This window comes from Tsukamurella pseudospumae, from assembly GCF_001575195.1.
In the GTDB taxonomy this organism is placed as follows: Bacteria; Actinomycetota; Actinomycetes; order Mycobacteriales; family Mycobacteriaceae; genus Tsukamurella; species Tsukamurella pseudospumae.
Map to the genome: position 1 here is coordinate 35,907 of NZ_LSRF01000009.1, position 23,925 is coordinate 59,831.

Below are 23,925 nucleotides of genomic sequence, written 5' to 3' on the forward strand. Positions count from 1 at the left end.
AGCTAGACCATGGCCACCAGCACACCCTCCCCAGCCGAGTCCATCGGGCTCGTCGTGCACGCGGCGGGCGCGACCGTGACCGCGACCCCGACCACGAGCACCGACGGCACCACGATGCACGTGCGCATCCCCGTCGCGGACACCACCGCTGGTGTGCGCGCAGTCGCCCGCTCGCTCGACGCGATCCTCGACCTGACGGGCACGCTGCGGGTCGAAACCCTGCCTCATGCCGACGGTGACGCGGTGTCCCTCACCCTCAGCACGCTGCCCGTCATCACCGTCACGACGGTTGGCGAGGGCGAGCAGACGGTAGTCGGCGGCGTAGCGGGCTGGCACGGGATGATCGGTCATCACCGCGCTCCGTCGGGCGATGGATTGCCCCCGCTCGGCGTCGCGCTCGTGCCCGAGCTGGGCACCGTCGCGGGCGCGCCGACCAAGGCGCGCGTGAACCCCTTGGCGCTCGTGACGGGTCTGCGCCCTGCGCCCGCACCCGCTGGCGCGGCTCCGCGCGAGGACGTGCAGGAGTACGTCGGGGCACTCTCACGGCTGCGTGATCCAAGGGCGTACGAAGCTGTGATGCACAGCGCCAAGCTAGCGCGCACGGACAGTGAGCAGGTCAGTGACAGCCGTGGTTTCGATGTCACGGCGCGTGTGAGTGTCCGCGCTCTCCCCACGTTGCAGAGCGTGCACGTCGGGCCGCGCGGCTTGCAGCTCACGTTCGCCGCCGTGCCGACAGGCGTCGGGGCCGACGACTGGGCGAAGGGTGTCCCTGTGCTCGCCGCCGCGCTCGGCGTGAGCCCTGCGGGCGTGGTCGTTGACCATCTCGCGGACGGGCGCGTCCGCGTGGTCACGGGTGACCGTGATCCCTTCTCCTCTGTCACGCTCCCCCAGGCGCTCGCAGACGTGCCGACTGGCCCCGACCGCGTGTATGTGGGTGCGCGCGAGGACGGAAGCGCGGCGTGGATGCAGCTCCGCGACTCGTCCTCACTGCTCATCTCAGGGCTCAGCGGCGTGGGCAAGACCGACGCCGTGCTCGGGCTGGTACAGAGCATCACGGCGAGCCGTCCCACCGAGCTTGTCGTGGTCAGCGGCAAGGCGTCAGACGATATGCAGCCCATCGGAGAGGGCGCGCGCACCTACATCATCGGGTCCGCGACCGAGGACCGCGAGCAGCTCGCCGACGCGCTCGACGCATTGATCGACGAGCGCACCCGCGCGAGCCGCGCGTGGGCGTCGAGCAACTACTGGGCGGTGTCCCCCGCCGACCGCGCCCCGCTCGTGATCGTGGTGCTCGACGAGGTGCACCGCCTGCTGAGCGGGACCGCCGCAAGTGCAGAGGGGAAGCAGGCGAAGCGTCTCTCGACTCTGCTCCACGAGCTGATCACGGCAGGACGCTCGCTGGGCATCTGGACGGTCCTCACTACGCAGCGCCCGAGCAGCAAGGTCTTGGACACCGATCTGCGGGAGAGCATCACGACCTTCATCGCTCTCCGCCAGACGACCAGCACGGCGAAGATGTCGTTGCCCGAGGGGTACCCGTGGCAGGACGACGTGGACCTCGACCCCAGCCGTCTCCCAGTGCACGTGCAAGGGCGCGCGGTCGTCACCGCGATCCCCACGGCGGACGGCACGCCGCTCACACAGGTGCAGCTCCTGCACATCCCAACCACCCCCAGCACCACGACCGACAACGGAAAGGCGGCGTGACCATGAGCCACGACGACAACCTGACCACGAGCCAGCTCGCGCGCATGGGCGGCGTGTCCACCATGACCGTGTACAGAGATGTGCGCGAGGGACTGCTCACGCCCGTCGTGGGCACGGGCGGCGGAACCGCGTTGCGCTTCCTCCCCGAAATCGCCGCCGACTGGTTGCGCGCCCGTCCCGCTCCACGCGCTCCCCGCGCCGCCCGCGCGCAGCGCCCGACCACGCGCGCTGGCCGCGAGCGCACGCGGGTGCTCGTCGGCGAGCTGGTCGGACCCGCCGACGACGACGCTGCGATGAACGAGGAGCTGTGACATGGCGACACCCGACACCCAGGCCCAGATGATCGCCGCGCTCGCAGGCCCTGGACCGACCCCCGAGCAGGTCGCAGCCAGCCGCGCATGGGCGGACGCCCGTCGCGCCGAGCGGCTCGACACCCCGATCCCGTGCACTCCTGATCCCACGACGGCCCGCTGCGCGGACATGTCCTGCCCGAGCTGCTGGCTGGACGCAGCAGCCGCGTCGGACATACTCCCCCTCCCCGAGCTGTCCGCTCCCGCGCACCAGGCCGCGCACGATTCGTGGAGGGCGGCGTGGTTGCCGTACCTGTGCCGCACCATCACGCAGAGCCTGCACGCTGAGCGCGCGATCACCGACGCGGGCGACGCCGAGCGGCTCGGTCCACAAGCGCGCGAGCTACTCGCGGACGACGCCCGCGCTTCGGTGCATGAGCTGGCGTCGGCTCTCGCGCCGCGTAGTGAGCACCGTCCACTGCTCCACGTCACGGCGGTGCTCGCGGACATGGTGCGGCAGTCCGAGCGGGCGCTGCTCGACCTCGCAGCGGGTCGCGCGGGTGCGCTGCGGATGTGCGCGTCCCTCTACGTCCGGCTCCGCGCCGTGGCTGAGGACATGCTCGGGGTCGGCGTGATCCCCGCCGCCCAGCTCCCCGTGCTCGCGGACTTCGAGCAGACCACCCCAGCTGTGACACATCTGCGGGACGTGACTGTGCGCGAGCCCTCGCCCGCGCGCGAGGACGGAGAGTGAAGACATGAGCAAGAACCGCACGGCGGGGCAGCCGTCCCCCGCTTACCTGCGCTGGACCCTCGCGATCACGATGGGGCTGAGCACCTGGCTCAACGTCCTCCACGCCGCGTCGGCTCACTCCCCGACCGCTCCGTACCGCATCGAGATGATGGTCGCCTCCGCGATCCCACCGCTGCTAGTGCCCGCGCTGATCGAGCTGCTCGGGCGTGAAGCCCGCCGTGGGGCAGCGTCGCAGCGGCTGTTCCGCTCGGCGTACTGGACGGTCGTGGTCCTCACACTGATCGCGTTCGCGGTCTCGGTCTGGGCTATCTCGTCGCTGATGATTTCGTGGGGACAGCCGCTCATCATCGCCGTGGCTTTCCCTGTCGTCCTAGACCTCGCGGCGGGCGCGAGCACCATCTTCCTCTTGGACCGTGCGCTGTCGTCGCAGCACGACGCGCACATGTCGTCGGTCGCCGCCGACACCGACAGCAGGGACACCCCGAGCGCGGTGTCGCCCACGCCCGCGACGACACCCGACTACCCGATGCTCGACCCGTCGTCGCGGTGGGCGACAGTCACCACGGGCGACATCCCCGTGATCACCGCCGACACCCCCGAGCCTGTCGCTGTCGTCCAGCCCACGGCGACATCTGTCGCCGAGCCCGTGTCGCCCGCACCTGTCGTCACCCCGCCTGTCGCCCTGTCGCCGCAGGTGGACGACACCGCCGACAGCGACATGTCGCCGCAGGTGGACGACACCGCCGACAGCACCCCCAACGACACCGACGTGGACGCCAGCACGGGCGACAGCAACACCGCGCCCGTCGCCGACACAGCTCCTGCGCCGACGCCGACACCGCCCGCCGACAGCGCGGTCAGCACCAGCGCCGACATCCCCCACAGCGACCTCGACGACGCCCGCGCTGTCGTCGCGGCCACGGGGATCAAGGCGGGCGCGCGTGATGTCGCCGCCGTAATCGCCGCCCTCGGACGCGGTGACGCCCTCGCCGTGATCGCGCGCGAGACGGGCGTGCACCGCACCACGGTGCGCAAGGTCCGCGATCACATCGCCGCCACCGCACCTGCTCCCGCACGTCAGCTCGCAGCCGTGAGCTGACCCGCCGAGCGGCCCCAGTCCAAGCCCCCGCCCGTGAACACGGGCGGGGTCGGAGCTCTGATCTTCTGCGCATCAGGTTCGCGCGCAAGCTCTCCCCTCTTCGTAGTCAGCGTGGGGCGGTCGTCCATTGTTCGTACTCTGAGTCGAGCATCGCCGCCACCACCTCGTACAGCTCCCAGGAATCTTCGGCATGGTAGATACTTGGCAGCGCAGCAATCTCGGGGAGTGCCTCATACGCATGTAAGTACCAAGGGTGCTCGCTGCTGTATCGCTCCAACGTAAATGCGTTGCCTTCATCGGTCAGCATGGACGCGTTCAACTCTCCCGCGCAGTACTCCCCCACGTAAGCACCTGGGGTGATCTGTCGCTCAGCGAGCAGGTGGTGCGTCATCACAGAACGAAGAACTGGCGGACCGTCAGGATTGTGCATGGTCCGCACCTCCGTCACTAGCCCACGGAAGTACGCCCATGCGTAGAACATCCCGATATGAATGCTCGCGGCATCAAGGTCGTCGATCCCCTCGTCATCGAGGCTGTCATGGTGCCAACTCTGATCGTCATACGTCATACACTGAGGGTGTCTCCGCCCAACTGCGAAACGCTTGCGTCTCCCCAGTTGCCCCTCCCAGATCACCCCTCGGATCACGCCCGCGATGGACGGCCTGGACGCCCGACTCTGTGCGGTGCGCGCACGCGGACGGCTCCGCGCCCCTCGACCACCGCCCCTGACGGTGTGCATGAGCGCGCACATCCGCTATCCGAACCGCCTTCGTCCAGCTCGCCGCCGAGCGGCCCGAAAACAGGTGCTGTTCTCCTCCATATAGGCACTCCCACCTGCACGGTTTCCACGTGCTCGCACACGTGCGCGGGCGAGCAAAATCTATCCGACCCGCTATCCGTAGGCGTGATCCACATGCTCATCCGACCCGCGCTCCACCCCCTGTACACGCGCCTGCCACGCTCGTGATCCGAGCGCGGGCATGAACGGCGGAATCGGCTGGTGGATGGCTGCTTCGGGCGGCTCTCGGATAGCTGTGCGGGAAGGTGATCAGCCACACGGCTGTGTCCCGTTTCTGGCCGTGCGCGGGTGTCGCGGGTAGCAAAGTGCCTGGTGGGGGCGATAGCGTGGGCGATATGGAGGAGGAGATGAGCATGAATCGGACAGGACAAGGCGTGCGGCGCTCACGGGCTGCGCGCGGGCTCACTGCGCTCGCGGTCGCGGGGGTGGTCGCGGTCGGGGCGGCGGGGTGTTCGAGCACCACGAGCGGTGAGGCGACATCTATTCCGACGGCGGGTGATCACCCGCAGCCCGCGATCCAGGCGGCGGGGCTGGATGGGGTGACGTGCAAGGCGAACCCGACCGCGTACGACGTGATGTGCCGCACCGCGACAGGTCCGACAATCGCGACTGAGGGAGCGACGATCAAGCTCCGCGCGGGCGATGTCGTCCGCTTCCCTCGCAGCGGTGAGGACCGCGTGTGCGCCATCGGCGGATTCCTCCGCGATTCCAGCGGGCAGGTCTGGGCGGTGTCAGGCGCTGAGTGCGCGGTGTCCACAGGTGGTGTTGTCCGAACCGCTGATGGGTACAAGGTCGGCACCGTCGAGAAGGTCGTGCGCGCGAGCACGACAGCCGACGCGTTCATCCCGCTCGTGAAGCTCGACCCCGCTGTGAAGGGATCGCAGGAGGCGCGCTCCATCGCCGCGCCCTCGTCGGGAGCCGTGACAGCGCTGACCCCGCACGGCTCCGTGCAGTGGGCGGGAATCTCCGCGAACGCGCTCACGTGGCGCGGTCCTGGTGCGGCTCCGAAGCTCGTCGCGGGGGACGCGGGATCGCCTGTCACACAGAACGGCGCGCTCGTCGGGCTCATCGCGCAGCAGAGCAACGTCACCGACAGCGGTCAGATGCAGCAGGTGCTCGCCGCGCTGGGATCGGGCGCGCAGCTCGCGACGTAGCGGCTCCTCCTGCCCAACAGAAATGCCCCCGAGCTATCTGCTCGGGGGCAATTCTGTGAACGGAGCTACACGTGCACAGTGCCGTCGGGCTCCACGGCTCCACCCGCGATGGTGGTCGGCTTGGACGGCTCCACTTTCGGCATCTGCGGGATCGCCTGCCCGAGCTGATCGGACTCGCGCTTGGTCTTCTGCTGTAGCTCGCGCTCGCGTTTCGTGTACGCGCGGATCACCGCGACCTGCTCGGGGATCAACGCCGCGAGGTCTTTCGTCGCCTTCTTCGCCGCCGCGTTGAAACCGATGTACGCGTTCGCGGCGTTGCTGCCCCAGCGGCAGTTCGCCGTCCCCGTGATGTCCTGCCCGCTCGCGAGGGCTTCGAGGGTGGGATGAATCTGCATCGCCTGGTCGGCGATGCTGTCGAGCTGGTCGAGGTCCGCGATGGAAACGCTGCCCATGTTGTTCTCCTATCTCGTGTTTCGGTCTACGGCTTCGTCGGGGGCGGGGGCGGTGTCGGTGCGCCCCCGTTTGCCCCTGGCGCGGCAGGCGGGATCGGCGCACCTGTGTCTCCGTCCTTGACGATTCCGCCGAGCGCCTGCTCAGCTACGTCTTCGCCCCTCAACTTCTTGTCGGACGGGTCCGCCTTGACCTCGCCCTTCGGGCGGGCTTGAGCGCCAGCGCCACCCGCGCCGTGACCGCCGCCCATCATGCCGCCCATCGGACGAGCGCCCGTGCCTGAGCTGCTCGATCCCGAACCACCGCCAGCTCCCGAACCGCTGCCGTTCTTGTTCGCGGACGGAGGCGTGTTCGCGCCCGAGCCCGCCCCAGTGGCGTTCGTGCCCGACCCGAGCGGGCTCGTGCGACCGTCGAGTCCAGCCCGCTGCGCGGGAGTGCTCGGCGTTGGAGGCGGAGTGCTCGGACGCACGCTCGGGCTGTTGCCCTTGCCCGTGATGTCGGACAGCCGCGCGGGCGTCGGCGTCGAAACAGGCAGTGCACCAGGTGCACGCTGAGCTGCATTGCTCGTCGGAGCTGCGCCCGCAGGCTGTGCACCCGCTCCCTGCTGAGGCTGTCCGCCCTGGGGTTGCCCCTGCTGCGGGCTCTGCTGCGCCGAGGGCTGCTGCCCCTGCTGCGGCTTCGTGCCCGTGGGATCGCCGCCTGCGCCCTTGTCGTCCACCGCGTTCTTCTCGTCGGTCGGCTTCGTGTCCGACGGCTTGCTCGGCGATGGGTTGTTGTTCGACGGCTTGGCATTCGGACCGCCAGATGGGTTGCCTGTCGGCCCCGACTTCGGCGGCACGATCTGCTGTACATCGTCGGGCATCGCCTGCCCGCCCGACTGCGTGACGAGCGTGCCGCGAGCCGTCTGCACGGCTTCACCCGCGAGGCGGGCGTGGCCTGGGAGCGGTTGGATGCGGGTAGCCGTCTCCGACACGGCGGTGTCCAAGACCTGCTGACGAGCCGCCCGCTTCGTCGCGAGATTCGCGGCGGCGGACTCTGCGTAGGAAGGGCTTCCACCCATCGCGGCGATCATCAGTCCCTGTGCCGTGGCCGTCTTCGCCTGCTGCACCTCGGCGGTAGTGCGCTTGTAATCCGCCGCCTTCGGGGTGTCCACCGAATCGTGCTGGTTTTGTACGTCGCCCGCAGCGGTCGTCCATTGAGCCCCGAGAGATGTGCACCCTTGTCCGATACCGAACATCGCTGACGTGACCTTTTCCGGAAAGCTCACGCCCGTCGCTTTGAGCGCTGCGATCTGGTGCCCGATCCCGTCCAACGCTGTGCCAACGCCGCGCCACGATGACGCGACCTCGCTCGCGTCCACGAGCGTCACCTCCGCTACGTTCTCGCTCGGGTCTCCTGTGCCTGCCATTCCTCTACCTCCTCTGAATCCTGTAGCTGTTGTCGTTCAATCGTTCCCGCGCGCACACCCTGCGCGCGACCTACGCCACGGCCTCGATCTGCTCCCCGTCCACGGCCACGGCCCATGCCCCACGCTCGGTCGGCGTGGCGGTCACGTCGGGCGCGACGGTGTACCCGTCGCGGCATTCGACGGCGAGGTGCTCGCGCACAGCGGTCTCGATGTCGCGGGCGAGGTCGGCGTCCGCGAGGGTGCGCCGCGCGCTGCGGAGCACGTTATGGATCACGGCGGTGAGGTCGCTGTCGGCGGGGGTGATGAAGTCGGTCATGTCGGTGTTCCTGTTCTCTCGGTGATGCTCGGTCTCGGTCAGGGGCTGTGATGGTCTGGCTCCCAACCCCGCCCCCTGACCGCGTGCACGGGCAGGGGGCGAGGCAGCGAGTCAGCTCTCGGCGTCGGCGAGTGATCCCGCCGCCAGCTCGGTGAGTACGGCGGCAAGCTGCACAGCGCTGCGTGGGCTGAGCGTCACAGGCTTATCGCCCATCGCGACGGTGATCGCGTCAGCGGGCGTTCCGTCGCCGTGCCCGACGGCGATGCCCATGTGACGGTGCCCGTACACAACGGCGGGCTCCGCCGTCCAGATGAGCGGGCCGTCGGGATCAACGAGGGTGGTGGTGGCGGTCTCGGCCATGTTCTCTGTTCCTGTTCTGCCCCGTGATCGGGGCGGGGTTTCTGTTCTCGGTCTCGGTCTCGGTCAGTGCTCCTCGGGCAGGTGCACCTCCTCCGCCTCGACCGCGCGCAGGGCGGCGCTCGCCTCCTGCACCGCGAGCCGCGCCCGTGCACATGCCTTGTCCGCATCGTGTGCCCGCAGCATCGCCCGCCCCACGGCACGGTGGGCATCGGCGCGCGCAGCGCTGGTGACCACCACGTGTCCCTCTGCACGGGCCAGGGCCGCGCGGGCGCGATCCACGCGGCGCTGGTGCCGCAGTGCAGCGGCGCGGAGCGCATCGTGGCGGCTCTCGGCGAGGACCAATTCGGCGGCTGTGCAGTAGTCGTGCAGCGAGTCGCTGACGGTGCTCATAGGTCTGGCACCCCCTGCGGGAACGCGCGCCGCGCCTGCTCGCGGGCACGGGTGAGAGCGCGGGTGTCCTCGCCGTAGGAGTTGTCCAGCCAGCGGCTCGGATGCGACGTGGATTCCACTCGCATCTCAGCCCAGCGGAGCGCGTCGAGGGCAACCTGCTGGCTGGTGGTCAGGGTCGTGGTGGCGGTCATGCGACCTTCACCCCCATCGCGGCACGGATGCTCGCGGCCTTGAACGCGCTCGCGCGATACCACCAGGTCGCGTACGTGCGGATCACGTCGTCGGGGGTGCGGACGGCAGGGCGGCTCTGCGTCGCCCTGCCGTCGGTCACCCACGGGAAGCGGGTCGCAGGATCGGGCTTGGGCGCGGTCGCGGGCCATCCTGGCGGCGGGCCAGTGTGCACGGGCACGGACGTGAGCGGGGTCTCGGTCTTGCTCCACGGGCGGGGGAAGGGGGTGGTGGGGGACGGTGCATCCCAGGGGTATTGAGTCATGATCGGGTACGCTCGATTCGATTGGTTTAGACGGCTGATCTGATGTGTTCATCGGAGGCGGCGGGTGTAGGAGTCCGTCGCCTTCGTCATGTGCTGGGGCGCGAAGCCCCTCCGTAATGCGGTAGCGATTCACCGACGCCACACTCGACTGGGTGCGCGACGACTCGCGGTAGCTATCGCCCGCTGAACCATTGCCCGCGACGCAGGGCACCAATCCAGTAGCAGGTAAACCAGATTGGCGATAGCCAGTCCGTTAGTTGGACCGTTGGGGAAGAGGACCATGATCGTGTGGGCCACCAACGAGATGTGGTTCGGAACCACTCCCTCGATATAGGGGTGTCCAATCGTCGCAGCGGAGATGAAGTCCACCAGCCGATCAATGTCGGCAGGGTCGACCGTGCCCTCGGGGAGGAGGTACATCCGCTCTATGTACTCGCAGGTGTACTCGGTGTAGCCGTGCCACGGATATGGCACGTCGTCGAGCGCCGCCAATTCGGTTGTAGCCATGATCTTCTCTCTGTAGATGACATCAGTTGATGGTGCGGTTCTTACGTGCCCCTGTACGGTCTGAACCGTGCTCACACCCGCGATCTGCGGGCAGGGGCTGCCGTTTCCGGCTTGATGATCAGAGCTGTCCGCTGCGCGAGCGCAGCGCGCGGAGCAGCGTGGTGGACGTGTGGAGGGTGAGGACGTACGCGGCTCCTGCGACCTTCCCACCAATGACCACCTCCGCCTCGCGGTGCAGGGCGGACTCCACGACCGCCTCGGTGACGATCTGCTCGACGCCCGCCCACGTGAGCGGGGTGACTTCGCCGTGTCGGAGGGACTCGGTGGGGTCGGCGAGGCGGTCGAGCACCTCGCCCTCGGGGGTGATCAGGACGGGGGCTCCGTCGATACCGACGGCGAGTCGGTGATCCCACCCCTCCTGCGCAGCGAGCAAATCCGCGCTCGCGGACACATCCAGCGCCTCTGCACGTACCAGGACCTCAGCCATGTGTTCTCCTCTGTTCTCCGCCACGCACATGCGGCGGGTCTGTCATGTCCCGTCTTCGGGACTCTGATGACTGACGTGCCCCTGCTCGGTCTCGAACCGCGCCCGACCTATGTCGGAAACAGGGGCTACCTTGAGCGGCTAGTACAAGCCCGCTTCGGCGTCGGCCAGCTCGCCCGACGCCTCCTGCACGGCCTCATTCGCGGCCTCGACGGCGGACTCTGCCTCGGCGAGGGCAACTCGCGCTGCGGTGATGGCGACTTCGGCGTCCGAGGTGTCGCGACCCGCGTCCTGTGCCTCGTCGAGGTCGTCCTGCGCGGTCTCGACAGCGGACTCTGCCTCGTCGCGGGCATCCCGCGCCTCCCGCAGGGCTTCGGCGGCCTCGGTGAGCGCGACGTTCGCCGCCGCCTCACGGTCACGGGCTGCGTCCTCACGCTCACCCTGGTCTGCGTCATCGGCGTTGATCACATCGGTGATGAGGTCTGCCAACTCGTCGTCACTGGTGCCGCTCGTGACACGGAGGACCGCCGAGGTCGGTTCGGTCCACGCGCCACATCCATGCTGGTGGTCGAACCCTCCCGCTTCGGTGCCTGCCTGGTCGAATTCAGCGACGCGACCGCTCACCCGTACAGACTGGCCGCATCGCGAGCAGGCGATGAGGCGCTCGGCGCGGACCTCGACGATGGAGTTGTCCTCGTCGACCCACGCCTTAACCTCGGGATTGCCGTATGTGCGGGTGAAAGCGGGTGCATCGCCGAGCAGTCGTGCGACGCGGGCCTTGAGACCGAATCCCTGAGGCGCGGGCACGTCGCCGCTCTCGACGGCGTGGGTGAACTCGTCCCAGGTCGTGCCGCCCAAGTCCCAGTCGAAGGTGGGCAGCGGGTACGGCGCTTCGTCGCATGCGATGAGCTGGTCGACGAATCCCTCTGCGACTCCCCGTGCGAACGGCGTGAAGTCATAGTCGGCGTCCACCAAGCGCGAACCCCACTCCGTAGATAGGTCGCGGGCGACCTGCTCGGTGTAGCTATCCACGAGGCGCGCACGCTGCTCGTCGGTCACGCCAGGTCCCTCGTAGCGGAACTTGCGGATCGCCTCGGCGATCTGCTCTTCGGCTTCCTCCGCGTCCGCGTCGAGCGTCGCGTAGCGGTTGCCGCTCAGGTAGTTGATGCCCGTGTCCGCCCCGTCGAGCACCCGCTGTGCTAGCGGGATCAGCTCGTCGAGCAGGGCGTTGACAGCCTGCGAGGACATCTTCGTGTTCTCGACCTCGTACAGGCGATCCTCGCCGTGATGGTGGCGCGGCTCGCTCCCGCCGATGTGCGGGTTGACGTATGTTCCGAGTCGCCCCGTTCCGAGCTGTAGCTCGATGTATGCGGGCTGCGGCTCGTGCTGCCCCTCGTACTGCTCATGCAGCGGGTAGAGGGTGTCGTCGGACTCGTGAATGACCTCGACAAGCGTGCGGTCGTCGGATGGGGTGAAGCTCATGGCGTCCTCCTAAAGTTTGTGCCCCGTCGGTGGAGCGGTATGTGAAATGTGCTGTCGTGCATGTGCTATCGCTCTAAGTGCCTACGCTGGGTCGCGAAACCGTGCCCGTCCGATGACAGAGGCGGGGTGGAAGTGACTAGGCGGGGGTTTTGACTGCTGCTGCGATCCAGGCGTCCACGTCCTCCTCGCGGTACATCACCCGTCCGCGCGGACGGTGCTGGACGAAAGGCGGACCCTCCTTGCGGTGCCGCATCACGGCGAGCCCGCCAGGCGTGTAGCCCGTCCGCTCCCCCACCTCGGCGGGGGTCAGGAGCTTGTCGCTCATTTCTGCCTCCTCTGCGAGTAGCTTCCCTACTCTCTGTGAACGATCTGTGTGAGCAGGTTTCCTACTCGCTGTAACCAGTAGACCAGTCCTCGCGGCACTTGTCAACACCGAGTATGTTAAGTAATCTCTGTGCACATGAGTGAGGGCGTAGGGATTGCCATTGGGCACCGCATACGGGGGTTGCGCGAGCAGGCGGGGTGGACGCAAGACCGCCTCGCCCGCGCGGTGTCGCTGCACGGCGTGAGCTGGACACAAGCGCGCGTACGTCAGGTCGAAGCTGGCAACATCACTCCTGACCTGACCGTGCTCATCGCTGTCGCGCGCGCCCTAGCCTCCTTCCACGGTCCGCTCCCCGTCTCCGTGTTGCTACCCGACGGCGATCTCACCGACGCGGTATCGGGCAAGCCGATGACTCCTCCGCTACTCGTAAACGCGCGACCAGTCACCGAATCCCTGGACTGGACTCGCGCTGACGACAAAGCCGCTCTCGACCTAGGTCTCGACGCTGATCACTTCGCGATGCTCACCGACTACGTGTACGGGCACACCGCATCCGTCGAACGTGACGAGCGGGCAGGCGCTGACGCAACGCCCCAGAAGCGGGGGCGAGTCATGCGCGGCGTGATCGAGGAACTCCGCGAGGCACTTCCCCGCTGGGAGCAGCACCGCGCGGATACGGAGATGTGAGCATGGCGACCATCGAGCCCTACGAGATCACCAGCGGGCCTCCGTCTCGCCGTACCCGCTACATGGTGCGCTATCGAATGCCGAATGGACGGCAGACCAAGAAGCGCGGGTTCACCACCAAACGCGAAGCGGAGCTGTTCGCCGCGACCGTCGAAGTCGCGAAGAACACTGGCACGTACGTTCAGCCATCGCTCGGTACCGTGACCGTTGCCGCCCTGGCTCCCGCGTGGTTGGAGCGAAAGCAGGCGAAGGTCTCTCGGAGCTGGGGTTACTCACTGGATGTAGCAATGCGCACGCACGTGCTTCCGAAGTGGGGGGACACGCCCGTGGCGAGGGTCGATCAGCTCGGCGTGGAGCAGTGGGTCGCGGAGCTGGGTTCGCGAAGGAGCGGTTCGGTCACCAAGCGCGCTGTCGGCATCTTGCAGGGCATTCTCGACGACGCGGTGAAGAGCAAGCGCATCGCATCCAACCCCGCGCGTGGTCTGGAACGGATGCCGAAACGGTCCCCGAAGAAGCACGTCTACCTGGGGTTTGATGACGTCGACGCGCTCGCCGCAGCTTGTCTGACCCCCGACAACGCCCGCATTGTCTACGTCCTCGCCCTGTGTGGTCTCCGCTGGGGCGAGCTGATCGCGCTTCGCCCCCGCGACGTGGATTTCCTGCGCAGGCGGCTGGACGTTCACCGTAACGCTGTGTGGGTAGCGAACAAGGTTGAGGTCGAGGACACCAAAGGTCGCGAGAACCGATCCGTTCCTGTTGCCCCGTTCGTGCTCGACATGCTGGCTCAGCAATGTGAGGGCAGGGACCGCGACGAACTCCTGTTCCCCAATGACGAGGGAACGTACCGCGCTCAGCAAAAGGCTCCGCGTGGGTGGTTCCATCGCGCCGTGGTGCGCTCGGGCATCGACGCGGCGATCACCCCGCACGCTCTACGACACACCTGCGCATCGCTCACCGTCTCAGCGGGCGGCAATGTTCTCGCGCTCGCTCGGATGCTCGGGCATAAGGACGCCTCTGTAACACTTCGGGTCTACGCGGACCTCTTCGATTCCGACCTGGACCTGCTCGCGGACCAGTTGCAGTCGAACTACACAGCTCGGGCGATTGTGCCCAAAGTGTGCCCGCCAGGTGCCCAGGTCGATTCCACGTGGGCATGAAAAAGGCTCCTACCTGGAAGGATAGGAGCCTGATTCTGGTGGGCGAAGGGGGACTTGAACCCCCACGTCCCTAAGGACACTGGCACCTGAAGCCAGCGCGTCTGCCATTCCGCCACTCGCCCGAGCGACCCGAGAACATTAACACGATCCGCCGGACTCCGCGAAATCGGACCGCTACCTGGGCGCGGACCTTGCCCGGGCACCGTCGTACGTGCTACCAAAGGGACAGTTGAGACGAATGGGGTTACGCTGACCTCGTCGTGCCTCGATCGCGGCTATCATCATTGGTCAGGACATGCATCTCGACACGCTGAGGAAGGGGGAAGTCGTTCCATGGGAATCCTGCAACGGTTCGAGCGCAAGCTCGAGGGAGCGGTCGGTGACGGCTTCGCCCGCGTGTTCGGCGGCAAGGTGGTCCCCCAGGAAGTGGAGGCCGCACTCCAGCGCGAGGCTGAGGATCAGCTGCAGACACTGGGAGACGGGGCGTACCTGGTACCCAATAAGTACGTCATCGCCGTCTCCCCCACCGACCAGGAGACCTTCGAGGCGGACCGCGAACTCGCGATCCGTGCCTTCTCGAAGCACCTCGACGAATACATCCATGACAACGGCTGGCAGACTTATGGTGACGTGGTCGTCCATTTCGAACAGTCACCTGGTCTGCACACCGGCCAGTTCCGGGCCCGCGGCACCGTGGACCCGGACGCAGTTCCCCAGAACCTTGTACCCCAGCGACCACCTGCAGAATCAGGAGCCGATTCGATGAGCAACAACCCCGGATACGACCAGGGACGGCACGGCGGCCAGTACGACCAGGGCGGCTACCAGCAGCAGCAGCAACAGCCGGGGTACGACCAGCAGCAGGGCTACGGCCAGCAGCCCGGGTACGACCAGAACTACAGCCAGCAGAACTACCAGCAGCCCGCGTACGACCAGGGCTACCAGCAGCAGGGCCAGCAGGGCTACGACCAGGGCGGCTACCAGCAGCAGGGTGGCTACGACCAGAACTACGGCCAGCAGAACTACCAGCAGCCGGCCTACGACCAGGGCTACCAGCAGCAGGGCCAGCAGGGCTACGACCAGGGCGGCTACCAGCAGCAGGGTGGCTACGACCAGAACTACGCCCAGCAGCCCGCCTACGACCAGAACTACGGCCAGCAGAACTACCAGCAGCCGGCCTACGACCAGGGCTACCAGCAGCAGGGCTACGACCAGGGCTACGCCCAGCCGGCCCAGCCGGGGTACGACCAGAACTACGGCCAGCAGCCCGCCTACGACCAGGGCTACGCGCAGCCGCAGGGCGGCTACCAGGCGCAGGCCGTGACGCTGTACCTCGAGGACGGCTCCAACCGCACCTTCGCACTCCGCGAGGGCACGAACGTCATCGGCCGCGGCCAGGACGCCCAGTTCCGTCTCCCCGACACGGGCGTCTCCCGGCGGCACGTCGAGATCCGCTGGGACGGCTACGCCGCCGTCCTCAACGACCTCGGCTCCACCAACGGGACCTCGGTCAACGACGTGCCCGTCTCCAACTGGGAGCTCGCCGACGGTGACCGCATCCGCGTCGGCCACTCCGACATCGTGGTCCGCTTCCAGTAGATTTCACGTGGGGGCGGCGGAAGTACGCCCGCAACAAGCGCCCGGCCACCGGGCGCCGAGCGCGTGTGCGTCGACAGGACCAGGAGGGAGACACCGTGCAGGGACTCGTGCTGCAGCTGACCCGGGCGGGTTTCCTCCTGCTGCTCTGGCTCTGCGTCTGGCTCGTCATCAGCGCGCTCCGCACGGACGCCCGCCTCGCCTCGGGCCTGCGCCCGCGGCAGAAGGAGGCCAAGGCGCCCCGTCGGGCCCTGTTCTCCCGCACCAGCAAGGTCGCGAAGTACCTCGTGGTCACCCACGGCCCCCTCGCGAACACGCGGATCACCCTCGGCCAACAACCGGTGCTCATCGGCCGCGCCGACGACTCCACCCTCGTCCTCAACGACGACTACGCCTCGACCAGGCACGCACGCCTCGCCCGCGACGGTGACGACTGGTACGTCGAGGACCTCGGGTCCACGAACGGCACCTATCTGGCCCGCAACAAGGTCACCACTCCCACCCGCGTCCCATTGGGCACCCCGGTGCGCGTGGGCAAGACAGTGATCGAGTTGCGCCCGTGAGCCTCGTCCTTCGATATGCAGCGCGCTCCGACCGGGGCCTCGTCCGTAGCAACAACGAGGACTCCGTGTACGCGGGCGCCCGGCTGCTCGCCCTGGCCGACGGCATGGGCGGCCACGCCGCCGGCGAGGTCGCCTCGCAGCTGATGATCGCCGCACTCGAGCCGCTCGACGACGACGAGCCCGGCGGCGACCTCCTGGGCACGCTCGAGGACGCCATGGTCGCCGGCAACGAGACCATCGCCGAGCAGGTCGCCGAGGACCCCGAGCTCGACGGCATGGGCACCACCCTGACCGCGATCCTGTTCGCCGGGTCCAAGCTGGGACTGATCCACGTCGGCGACTCCCGCGGCTACCTGCGGCGCGACGGCCAGCTCACCCGCATCACCAAGGACGACACCTTCGTCCAGACCCTCGTCGACGAGGGCCGGATCACGGCCGAGCAGGCGCACACCCACCCGCAGCGCTCGCTGATCATGAAGGCGCTCACCGGCCACGAGGTCGAGCCCACGCTCACCCTGCGCGAGGCCAAGGACGGCGACGTCTACATGCTCTGCTCCGACGGCCTCTCGGACGTCGTCAGCGACGAGACCATCGGCGAGACCCTGGCCCTGGCCAGCGAGGACGTCGGGGCCGCCGCGGACCGTCTGATCGAGCTCGCGCTCCGCTCCGGCGGCCCGGACAACGTCACCGTCGTCGTCGCGCGGGTCGAGGACAGCAGCTTCGGCCAGAGCCGCCCCATCGTCGGCGGCGCCGCGAACGACGACGACGAGGACTACGTCCCCCCGGCCAACACCGCCGCCGGCCGCGCCGCCGCGCTCCGGCCCCCGCGCAAGGCGCCCCGTCGGGTCGTGGCGACGGAGGTCGACGACGCGGACGAGCCCGCGCGCCGCTCCCGCCGCAAGTGGATCGCGCTCGCCGCGGTCCTCGTGCTGCTCGTCGCCGGCGGCATCGGCCTGCTCGTGACCCGGTCCGTCGTGAACTCGAGCTACTTCGTGGCCTCGACCGACAAGGGCACCATCGTGATCTCGCACGGCGTGAAGGTCTCCCTGTTCGGTCGCGCGCTGAACACGCAGCAGGAGGTCGTCTGCATCGCGGACGCCCCCGCCGACGGGCGCGCGCCGCAGGGCTGCACACCGCTCACCGTCGACGACCTGACCCCGCGCGGACGGGCCAACCTGGCCGGCCTGCCCTACGCGAGCTCGCTCGACGACGCCCGCGAGCAGGCCAAGAACCTCATCGAACGGGTCAACCTCATCGAACGGTGCGCGATCACCACCGAGGTCGACCCCTCGCCCGCGCCGCACCCGACCGACCCGAACGCCCCGGCACCGTCGCCGACGACGGCCCCGACGGTCGCGCCCCCCACGGGCGAGACCCTCGCGCCGCCGCCCGCACCCGTCACCCGGGTCGTCACCCAGACCTCGACGCCCGAACGCCCGTGCCGCGGAGGGCCCTCGTGACGTCCGGCGTCAGCACCCCCGGCGCGGGCATCGCGCTCGACCCGAACCGCCGCTCCCGAACCCATGAGCTGGTACTCCTCGGCGCCGCCACGGTGGTGACGGGGACCTCGCTCGCGCTCGTCGAATGGGCGCAGGAACAGCGCGTCACTCTCGACCTCGCGAAGTACGTCGCGGCGTTCGTCGTGCTCTACGGCGCGGCGCACTACGCAGTGCGGCGGTTCGCGCCCTACGCCGACCCGGTCATCCTGCCGGTGGTGGCCATGCTCAACGGCCTGGGCCTGGTGCTGATCCACCGACTCGACCTGGGCAACGCCCACGCCGAGAGCGGGCGCGTCAGCCAGACGCAGGAGGCCAACCAGCAGGTCCTGTGGACGCTGCTCGGCCTCGCGGTCATGGTCGGTGTGCTCGCGCTGTTGCGCGATCACCGGACGCTGTCGAAGTACGCGTACACGATCGGCCTGGGCGGCGTGATCTTCCTCGCGCTGCCGGCGCTGCTGCCGTCGAGCCTGTCGGAGATCAACGGCTCCAAGAACTGGATCAAGACGCCGCTGTTCAACATCCAGCCCAACGAGGTCAGCAAGATCCTGCTGATCATCTTCACCGCGGCGTTCCTGGTGTCGAAGCGCGACCTGTTCACGTCGGCGGGCCGGCGCGTGCTCGGCGTCGACCTTCCCCGCGCGCGCGACCTCGCGCCGCTGCTGCTCGTCTGGCTGCTCGCGATCGCGGTGCTCGGCATCGAGAACGACCTCGGCACGCCGATGCTCATCTTCTTCACCGTCCTGGCCATGGTGTACATCGCCACCGAGCGCATCGGCTGGATCGTGGTGGGCCTGAGCCTCGCGGTCGTCGGCGCCGTCGCGGCGTACCAGCTCTTCCCCCACCTGCGGGTGCGCGTCGAGGTGTGGCAGGACCCGTTCGCCAAGTACGACACCATCGGCTACCAGCCCGCGCAGGCGCTGTTCTCCCTGGCCACGGGCGGTCTCGCCGGCACCGGCCTCGGCTCCGGCCGGCCCACGATGGTGCCCTTCGCGTCCACCGACTTCATCATCGCCGCGATCGGTGAGGAACTGGGCCTCATCGGCCTGGCCGCCGTGCTGATGCTGTTCCTGGTGCTGATCTTCCGCGGCTTCCGCGCGAGCCTGACGGTGCGCGACAGCTTCGGCAAGCTGCTGGCCGCAGGCCTGGCCTCGACCATGGCGATCCAGCTGTTCGTCGTGGTCGGCGGCGTCACCAAGCTGATCCCGCTGACCGGCCTCACCACGCCCTTCATGAGCTACGGCGGATCCTCGCTGCTCACCAACTACGCCCTCATCGCGATCCTGCTCCGCATCTCCAACGCGGCGCGCGAGCCCAAGGTCGCCCGCAAGCCCGGCGCGCCGGTCCCCGACCGGCCGACCGAGATCGTGAAGCGCGTATGAACGCACCGATCCGCCGCATCTCGTTCGTCGTGATCCTGCTGGTGGCGGCGCTCCTCGCGAACGCCACCTGGGTGCAGGTCTTCCGCGCGTCCGAACTGCGCTCCGACACCCGCAACGAGCGCGTCCTCCTCGACGAGTACGCGCGGCAGCGAGGTTCGATCCTCGCCGGCGGCCAGGTGATGGCCCAGTCGGTCAAGACCGACGACCGGTACAAGTACCTGCGCACCTATCCCGAGCAGATGGCGCGCGCCTACGCGCCCCTGACGGGCTACTACTCGATGATCTTCAGCTCGAGCGGGCTCGAGCACGCCGAGGAGTCGATACTCAACGGCAGCGACGACCGGCTCTTCGGCCGACGCGTCGTCGACCTGCTGTCCGGTCGCGACCCGAGCGGCGGCAACGTGATCACCACGATCAACCCGACGATGCAGCGGATCGCCTACGAGAAGTTGTCCACGGCCTGCGGGTCGAACGGCCCGTGCCACGGCGCGGCCGTCGCGATCGAGCCGTCCACCGGCAAGATCCTGGCGATGGTCTCGACCCCCAGCTACGACCCGAACCCGCTGTCCTCGCACGACACGGACGCGGTGAACAAGACCTGGAACGAACTCAAGGACGATCCCGATAAGCCCATGGACAACCGGGCCACCGGCTGGACCTACCCCCCGGGATCGACGTTCAAGGTGATCACCACCGCGGCGGCGCTCTCCGAGAACAAGGGGATCGATCTGAACACGCGGCTCACCGCCGACAAGCAGATCACCCTGCCGGGCGGCGGCGGGACGACGCTGCAGAACTATGCGGGGATGACGTGCCCGGAATCGTCGGGCGGTACCGTCAGCCTGTTGCAGGCGTTCCAGTACTCGTGCAACACCGCGTTCGTGGACCTGGCCACGGCGAAGATGCAGGACGGAGGAGAGGCGATCAAGGCGATGGCGAACAACTTCGGCGTCAATTCGACGCCCGACCCCATCCCGCTGCGCGTCGCGCAGTCCGTGACCGGCCCCCTGTCCGACGGTGCCCAGACGGGCCAGTCGGCGATCGGGCAGCTCGACGTCGCGCTGACGCCGCTGCAGAACGCGGTGATCGCGGCGACGCTCGCCAACGGCGGCGTCCGCATGCAGCCCTATCTGGTCGACTCCTTCCAGGCACCGGACCTCACGACCTTCGGCAGCACCTCGCCCAAGCGCGTGGGCCAGGCGATCTCACCGCAGGTCGCGGCGCAGCTGCGCGAGCTGATGGTCGCATCGGAACAGCACACGAAGGGTGCCGGCGGCAAGGTGTCGATCGCCTCCAAGACCGGCACGGCGGAACACTCACAGGGCCAGCGCGGCGGCGAAGCGCCGCACGCCTGGTACATCGGGTACGGCCCGGTGAACGACCCGAAGGTAGCGGTGGCGGTCATCATTGAGAACGGTGGAAACCAGGGCGAGGCGGCGACCGGTGGGTCGCTCGCAGCGCCGATCGGACGAGCGGTGATCAGCGCCGCGGTGAACGGGCAGGGGAACTGATGAGTCTGCAGACCGGCTCGGTGATCGCCGACCGCTACGAACTCCTCCGGCTGATCGCCACCGGCGGCATGGGCCAGGTGTGGGAGGCGATGGACACCCGCCTCGACCGGCGCGTGGCCGTCAAGGTGCTCAAGGCCGAGTTCTCGGAGGACCAGGAGTTCCTGGCCCGCTTCCGCAACGAGGCCCGCACCACCGCCGCACTGAACCACCCGGGCATCGCCGGCGTGTACGACTACGGCGAGACCGAGGACCAGGCCGGCGGCGCGCCGCTCGCGTACCTGGTGATGGAGCTCGTCAACGGCGAGCCGCTCAACGCCGTGCTCTCCCGCCTCGGCCACCTCAGCCAGGCGCAGGCCCTGGACCTGCTGGAGCAGACGGCCCGCGCCCTGCAGGTCGCGCACACCGCGGGCCTCGTGCACCGCGACGTCAAGCCCGGCAACATCCTCATCACGCCCACGGGCCAGGTGAAGATCACCGACTTCGGCATCGCCAAGGCCGTCGACGCGGCGCCGGTCACCAAGACCGGCATGGTCATGGGCACGGCGCAGTACATCTCACCGGAGCAGGCCTCGGGCGAGGACGCCACGGCCGCCTCCGACGTGTACTCCCTCGGCGTGGTCGGGTACGAGTGCCTCGCGGGCAAGCGCCCGTTCTCCGGCGACGGTGCGATCACCGTCGCCATGAAGCACATCCGGGACCAGCCCGAGCCGCTGCCCACCGACCTGCCCGCGCCGGTCCGCGAGCTGATCACGCTGACCCTCGGCAAGGACCCCCGGCAGCGGTACGCCAACGGTGGCGAGTTCGCCGACGCCGTCGCCGCGGTGAAGGCGGGCCAGCGCCCGCCGATGCCGCGGGGGTGGACCGGTGGCTCCACCGGGGCCTCGCGCGCGCCGGAGACCGCCGCCACGGCGATCGTGCCGCCGCCCGCACGCCCGGGCCCGCAACCCGTGGTCCGCAACTCGAACCCCACGCCGCGGGCCGCGGCATCGTCGACCTACTCGGACGAGAGCGGCTGGACCCGGACCCAGAAGACGATCCTCGGCGCCTCCGTCGCGCTGCTGCTGCTCGCGGCGGCGATCGTCGGCGGCTACCTGCTCTTCAACGACACCGGGAACGGCACCCCGACGACGCCGAGCACCACGACCGACGCGGGCACCGTCGCACCTCCGCCGACCGGGGCCGGCACCACGGCCCGGACCGTACCCACGACGCCGCCGCCCACCCGGACGGTGACGGAGACCTCGACGGCGCAGCAGACGACCACCACGCCGCCCCCGCCGCCGCCGAAGCCGACCACCACGACTCCGGCACCGACGACGACCACGCCGCCGCCCACCACGACGACGGAGCCGCCGCCCACCGGTCCTGAGCCGACGACGACGCCGCCGCCGCGCGGCATCTTCGGCCTGCCCATCCCCGGCGCGATCCTGCACGGAAGCGACGATCGATGACGACCCCGCCACGGCGCATCAACGACCGCTACGACCTGGGTGAGACGCTCGGGTTCGGTGGCATGTCCGAGGTGCATCTGGCCCGCGACACCCGGCTGTCCCGGGACGTCGCGATCAAGATCCTGCGCGCCGACCTGGCTCGGGATCCGAGCTTCTACGAGCGCTTCCGGCGGGAGGCGCAGAACGCCGCGTCGCTCAACCACCCGACGATCGTGCAGGTCTACGACACGGGTGAGGCCCAGACCTCGTCCGGACCGCTGCCCTACATCGTCATGGAGTACGTCGACGGGGAGACCCTGCGCGACGTGCTGCGCCGCGACGGCACCATCGCGCCGCAGGCCGCGATGACCTGGATGGCCGATGTCTGCGCGGCCCTGGACTTCAGTCACCGCAACGGCATCGTGCACCGCGACATGAAGCCCGCCAACGTGATGCTCACCCGCGCCGGCGAGATCAAGGTGATGGACTTCGGCATCGCGCGCGCGATGAGCGACCCGTCGGCGGGCATGACCCAGACGGCCGCGGTGATCGGCACCGCGCAGTACCTCTCGCCGGAACAGGCCCGCGGCGACTCCGTGGACGCCCGCTCCGATGTCTACGCCGCCGGCTGCGTGATCTTCGAGCTGCTCACCGGCCAGCCGCCGTTCACGGGTGACTCGCCCGTGTCCGTCGCCTACCAGCACGTCCGCGAGGACCCGCCCACGCCGTCGGCGATCCTCGACACCATCCCGCCGGAACTGGACTCGATCACGCTCAAGGCGCTGTCGAAGAACCCGGCGAACCGCTACCAGACCGCCGGCGAGATGCGGCAGGACCTCATCCGGGTGCTCGCGGGTCGCAAGCCCGAGGCACCGATGGTGCTGTCCGACGAGGAGCGCGACGCGCTGCTCACCGAGCCCGCGAAGCCCCGGCGGCGCGAGGCCGCCAAGACCGCACCCGCGGCGGCCTCGGCGGTGGCCACCGCCGAGGACGGCGCACCGTCGGACGACGATCCGCCGACCGAGGTCGTCAGCGCGACCCCCGACGCCCCGCGGCGCAGGCACACCGCCCCGGCGCCGTCCGGCAGCCGCTCCCGCCTTGTGATGCTGCTCTCGGCCGCGGTGATCGCGCTGGTGCTCATCGGCGGCACCACCTGGTACCTGCTCAGTTCCAACAACGGCGACCAGACGGCCACCGTCACCTCGCAGATCGGCGAGCCCGCGGCCGACGCCCAGGTCGCGCTGCAGAAGCTGGGCTTCACCGTCGAGGTACAGCGCATCCCGGACAACGCCGTTCCCGCGGAGCACGTCATCTCGACCCTGCCGGGGCCCAACGCGAGCGTCGCGAAGGGCTCGACCGTGGTCATGCAGGTCTCGACGGGGCCGAAGATCGCCGGCGTGCCGGACGTCGCGAACAAGCCCGAGAAGGAGGCCCGCGAGATCCTCGAGAAGGCGGGCTTCACCGTGGCCAAGGACGTCAAGAACGATCCGTCGCCGACCGTGGCCAAGGGCAACGTGATCTCCACGAACCCCGCGATCGGCACGAACACGCAGCAGAACACGCCGATCCAGCTCACGATCAGCTCCGGCAAGGAGCAGGTGCGCGTGCCCGACGTGACCAACACGCAGGTCTCGCAGGCGACCTCGAACCTCGAGGGCGCGGGCTTCAAGGTGACCGTCACCCAGGTCGACGACAGCGCCCCGGCAGGCACCGTCGTGCGCCAGAACCCGACCGCGGGATCGACCGCCGACAAGGGCAGCTCTGTCACCCTGCAGGTGTCGAAGGCCAAGCCGATCGTCATGCCGAACGTGATCAACCAGGATCAGAACGCCGCGCGCGCGGCCCTCATCCAGGCGGGCTTCTCGTCGAGCAACATCACGGTCGTCGTGGACGCCGCATCGGGCCTGTTCGACCGCGGGCAGGTCTGGAACACCGATCCCAAGCCGGGCACGCCGGTGGACTCGTCGGCCACCATCACGCTGCACGTGCGGCGCGGCTAGCCCACGGCGCACGGGCGGCGGTCCCCCTGCCGCCCGACGGTGCCGTCGAGTGCGGTCGGTTTCCCGCGCTATCGGTGGGGAGAACGAC

26 protein-coding genes and 1 tRNA gene are annotated in these 23,925 nt (G+C 68.9%); 14 read left to right on the forward strand and 13 right to left on the reverse strand.

Annotated features, from left to right (window positions below; all coding sequences use genetic code 11):
• Positions 1–9: 9 nt before the first annotated feature.
• The 4 genes from AXK60_RS07015 to AXK60_RS07030 are packed head-to-tail and all read left to right on the forward strand — an operon-like array spanning position 10 to position 3,847.
• Positions 10–1,707 carry an AAA family ATPase gene (locus tag AXK60_RS07015; protein WP_068570359.1) on the forward strand — a complete coding sequence of 566 codons (1,698 nt, stop codon included), beginning with the start codon at positions 10–12 and terminating at the stop codon, positions 1,705–1,707.
• A 2-nt stretch (positions 1,708–1,709) separates the two neighbouring features.
• Positions 1,710–2,018, forward strand: coding sequence for a MerR family transcriptional regulator (locus AXK60_RS07020; RefSeq protein ID WP_068570360.1), 309 nt, complete (start codon positions 1,710–1,712; stop codon positions 2,016–2,018).
• Between the two features lies 1 nt (position 2,019).
• Complete coding sequence (locus tag AXK60_RS07025; RefSeq protein ID WP_068570361.1) at positions 2,020–2,748, forward strand: hypothetical protein; 729 nt, start codon at positions 2,020–2,022, stop codon at positions 2,746–2,748.
• 4 nt (positions 2,749–2,752) lie between these two features.
• A complete protein-coding gene (locus AXK60_RS07030) occupies positions 2,753–3,847 on the forward strand; it encodes a hypothetical protein (RefSeq protein ID WP_068570362.1) in 1,095 nt (364 codons plus the stop codon).
• A 106-nt stretch (positions 3,848–3,953) separates the two neighbouring features.
• Here AXK60_RS07030 and AXK60_RS07035 read toward each other — a convergent pair whose 3' ends face one another.
• A complete protein-coding gene (locus AXK60_RS07035; RefSeq protein WP_068570363.1) occupies positions 3,954–4,415 on the reverse strand; it encodes a DUF7832 domain-containing protein in 462 nt (153 codons plus the stop codon).
• Between the two features lie 584 nt (positions 4,416–4,999).
• On the opposite strand from AXK60_RS07035, the gene AXK60_RS07040 reads away from it, so the two are divergent.
• The gene (locus AXK60_RS07040; RefSeq protein ID WP_139057796.1) at positions 5,000–5,800 is read left to right on the forward strand and encodes a hypothetical protein; all 801 of its coding nucleotides are present in this window, start codon (positions 5,000–5,002) and stop codon (positions 5,798–5,800) included.
• Positions 5,801–5,865: 65 nt separating this feature from the next.
• Here AXK60_RS07040 and AXK60_RS07045 read toward each other — a convergent pair whose 3' ends face one another.
• The 11 genes from AXK60_RS07045 to AXK60_RS07085 all read right to left on the reverse strand — a co-directional run bounded on the left by AXK60_RS07045 (position 5,866) and on the right by AXK60_RS07085 (position 12,015).
• The gene (locus tag AXK60_RS07045; protein ID WP_068570365.1) at positions 5,866–6,252 is read right to left on the reverse strand and encodes a hypothetical protein; all 387 of its coding nucleotides are present in this window, start codon (positions 6,250–6,252) and stop codon (positions 5,866–5,868) included.
• 26 nt (positions 6,253–6,278) lie between these two features.
• Positions 6,279–7,619, reverse strand: coding sequence for a hypothetical protein (locus tag AXK60_RS26230; RefSeq protein WP_139057797.1), 1,341 nt, complete (start codon positions 7,617–7,619; stop codon positions 6,279–6,281).
• A gap of 109 nt (positions 7,620–7,728) precedes the next feature.
• On the reverse strand, positions 7,729–7,974 hold the full coding sequence (locus AXK60_RS07050; protein WP_068570366.1) for a hypothetical protein: 246 nt from the start codon (positions 7,972–7,974) through the stop codon (positions 7,729–7,731).
• Between the two features lie 111 nt (positions 7,975–8,085).
• Positions 8,086–8,334: a hypothetical protein gene (locus AXK60_RS07055; protein ID WP_068570367.1), complete on the reverse strand. Its 249-nt coding sequence runs from the start codon at positions 8,332–8,334 to the stop codon at positions 8,086–8,088.
• 63 nt (positions 8,335–8,397) lie between these two features.
• Positions 8,398–8,724: a hypothetical protein gene (locus AXK60_RS07060; protein WP_068570368.1), complete on the reverse strand. Its 327-nt coding sequence runs from the start codon at positions 8,722–8,724 to the stop codon at positions 8,398–8,400.
• Complete coding sequence (locus AXK60_RS07065) at positions 8,721–8,915, reverse strand: hypothetical protein (RefSeq protein ID WP_068570369.1); 195 nt, start codon at positions 8,913–8,915, stop codon at positions 8,721–8,723. The genes AXK60_RS07060 and AXK60_RS07065 overlap by 4 nt, the downstream gene beginning before the upstream one ends.
• Positions 8,912–9,217 (reverse strand): hypothetical protein, encoded by a 306-nt coding sequence (locus tag AXK60_RS26235; protein ID WP_139057798.1) that lies wholly within the window; start codon positions 9,215–9,217, stop codon positions 8,912–8,914. Before AXK60_RS26235 ends, AXK60_RS07065 begins: the two co-directional genes overlap by 4 nt.
• A gap of 129 nt (positions 9,218–9,346) precedes the next feature.
• A complete protein-coding gene (locus tag AXK60_RS07070) occupies positions 9,347–9,799 on the reverse strand; it encodes a hypothetical protein (RefSeq protein WP_139057799.1) in 453 nt (150 codons plus the stop codon).
• Between the two features lie 43 nt (positions 9,800–9,842).
• Positions 9,843–10,211 carry a hypothetical protein gene (locus AXK60_RS07075; RefSeq protein ID WP_068570371.1) on the reverse strand — a complete coding sequence of 123 codons (369 nt, stop codon included), beginning with the start codon at positions 10,209–10,211 and terminating at the stop codon, positions 9,843–9,845.
• A 138-nt stretch (positions 10,212–10,349) separates the two neighbouring features.
• The gene (locus AXK60_RS07080; RefSeq protein ID WP_068570372.1) at positions 10,350–11,690 is read right to left on the reverse strand and encodes a hypothetical protein; all 1,341 of its coding nucleotides are present in this window, start codon (positions 11,688–11,690) and stop codon (positions 10,350–10,352) included.
• 136 nt (positions 11,691–11,826) lie between these two features.
• Complete coding sequence (locus AXK60_RS07085; RefSeq protein ID WP_068570373.1) at positions 11,827–12,015, reverse strand: helix-turn-helix transcriptional regulator; 189 nt, start codon at positions 12,013–12,015, stop codon at positions 11,827–11,829.
• Between the two features lie 135 nt (positions 12,016–12,150).
• Here AXK60_RS07085 and AXK60_RS07090 point away from each other — a divergent pair, with 135 nt between their 5' ends.
• Positions 12,151–12,702: a helix-turn-helix domain-containing protein gene (locus AXK60_RS07090; RefSeq protein WP_068570374.1), complete on the forward strand. Its 552-nt coding sequence runs from the start codon at positions 12,151–12,153 to the stop codon at positions 12,700–12,702.
• Between the two features lie 2 nt (positions 12,703–12,704).
• Positions 12,705–13,859 carry a site-specific integrase gene (locus tag AXK60_RS07095; RefSeq protein WP_068570375.1) on the forward strand — a complete coding sequence of 385 codons (1,155 nt, stop codon included), beginning with the start codon at positions 12,705–12,707 and terminating at the stop codon, positions 13,857–13,859.
• A 36-nt stretch (positions 13,860–13,895) separates the two neighbouring features.
• Here AXK60_RS07095 and AXK60_RS07100 read toward each other — a convergent pair.
• A tRNA-Leu gene (locus tag AXK60_RS07100) sits at positions 13,896–13,981 on the reverse strand.
• 211 nt (positions 13,982–14,192) lie between these two features.
• Here AXK60_RS07100 and AXK60_RS07105 point away from each other — a divergent pair.
• The 7 genes from AXK60_RS07105 to pknB all read left to right on the forward strand — a co-directional run bounded on the left by AXK60_RS07105 (position 14,193) and on the right by pknB (position 23,837).
• The gene (locus AXK60_RS07105; protein ID WP_068570376.1) at positions 14,193–15,458 is read left to right on the forward strand and encodes an FHA domain-containing protein; all 1,266 of its coding nucleotides are present in this window, start codon (positions 14,193–14,195) and stop codon (positions 15,456–15,458) included.
• 95 nt (positions 15,459–15,553) lie between these two features.
• Positions 15,554–16,018: an FHA domain-containing protein FhaB/FipA gene (locus AXK60_RS07110; RefSeq protein ID WP_068570392.1), complete on the forward strand. Its 465-nt coding sequence runs from the start codon at positions 15,554–15,556 to the stop codon at positions 16,016–16,018.
• Positions 16,015–17,478 carry a PP2C family protein-serine/threonine phosphatase gene (locus AXK60_RS07115; protein WP_068570377.1) on the forward strand — a complete coding sequence of 488 codons (1,464 nt, stop codon included), beginning with the start codon at positions 16,015–16,017 and terminating at the stop codon, positions 17,476–17,478. Before AXK60_RS07110 ends, AXK60_RS07115 begins: the two co-directional genes overlap by 4 nt.
• On the forward strand, positions 17,475–18,896 hold the full coding sequence (locus tag AXK60_RS07120) for an FtsW/RodA/SpoVE family cell cycle protein (protein WP_068570393.1): 1,422 nt from the start codon (positions 17,475–17,477) through the stop codon (positions 18,894–18,896). Before AXK60_RS07115 ends, AXK60_RS07120 begins: the two co-directional genes overlap by 4 nt.
• A complete protein-coding gene (locus AXK60_RS07125; RefSeq protein ID WP_068570378.1) occupies positions 18,893–20,407 on the forward strand; it encodes a peptidoglycan D,D-transpeptidase FtsI family protein in 1,515 nt (504 codons plus the stop codon). Before AXK60_RS07120 ends, AXK60_RS07125 begins: the two co-directional genes overlap by 4 nt.
• The gene (locus AXK60_RS07130) at positions 20,407–21,858 is read left to right on the forward strand and encodes a serine/threonine-protein kinase (protein ID WP_068570379.1); all 1,452 of its coding nucleotides are present in this window, start codon (positions 20,407–20,409) and stop codon (positions 21,856–21,858) included. The genes AXK60_RS07125 and AXK60_RS07130 overlap by 1 nt, the downstream gene beginning before the upstream one ends.
• Positions 21,855–23,837, forward strand: coding sequence for a Stk1 family PASTA domain-containing Ser/Thr kinase (gene pknB / locus AXK60_RS07135; protein ID WP_068570380.1), 1,983 nt, complete (start codon positions 21,855–21,857; stop codon positions 23,835–23,837). Before AXK60_RS07130 ends, pknB begins: the two co-directional genes overlap by 4 nt.
• The last annotated feature ends 88 nt before the right edge of the window (positions 23,838–23,925 follow it).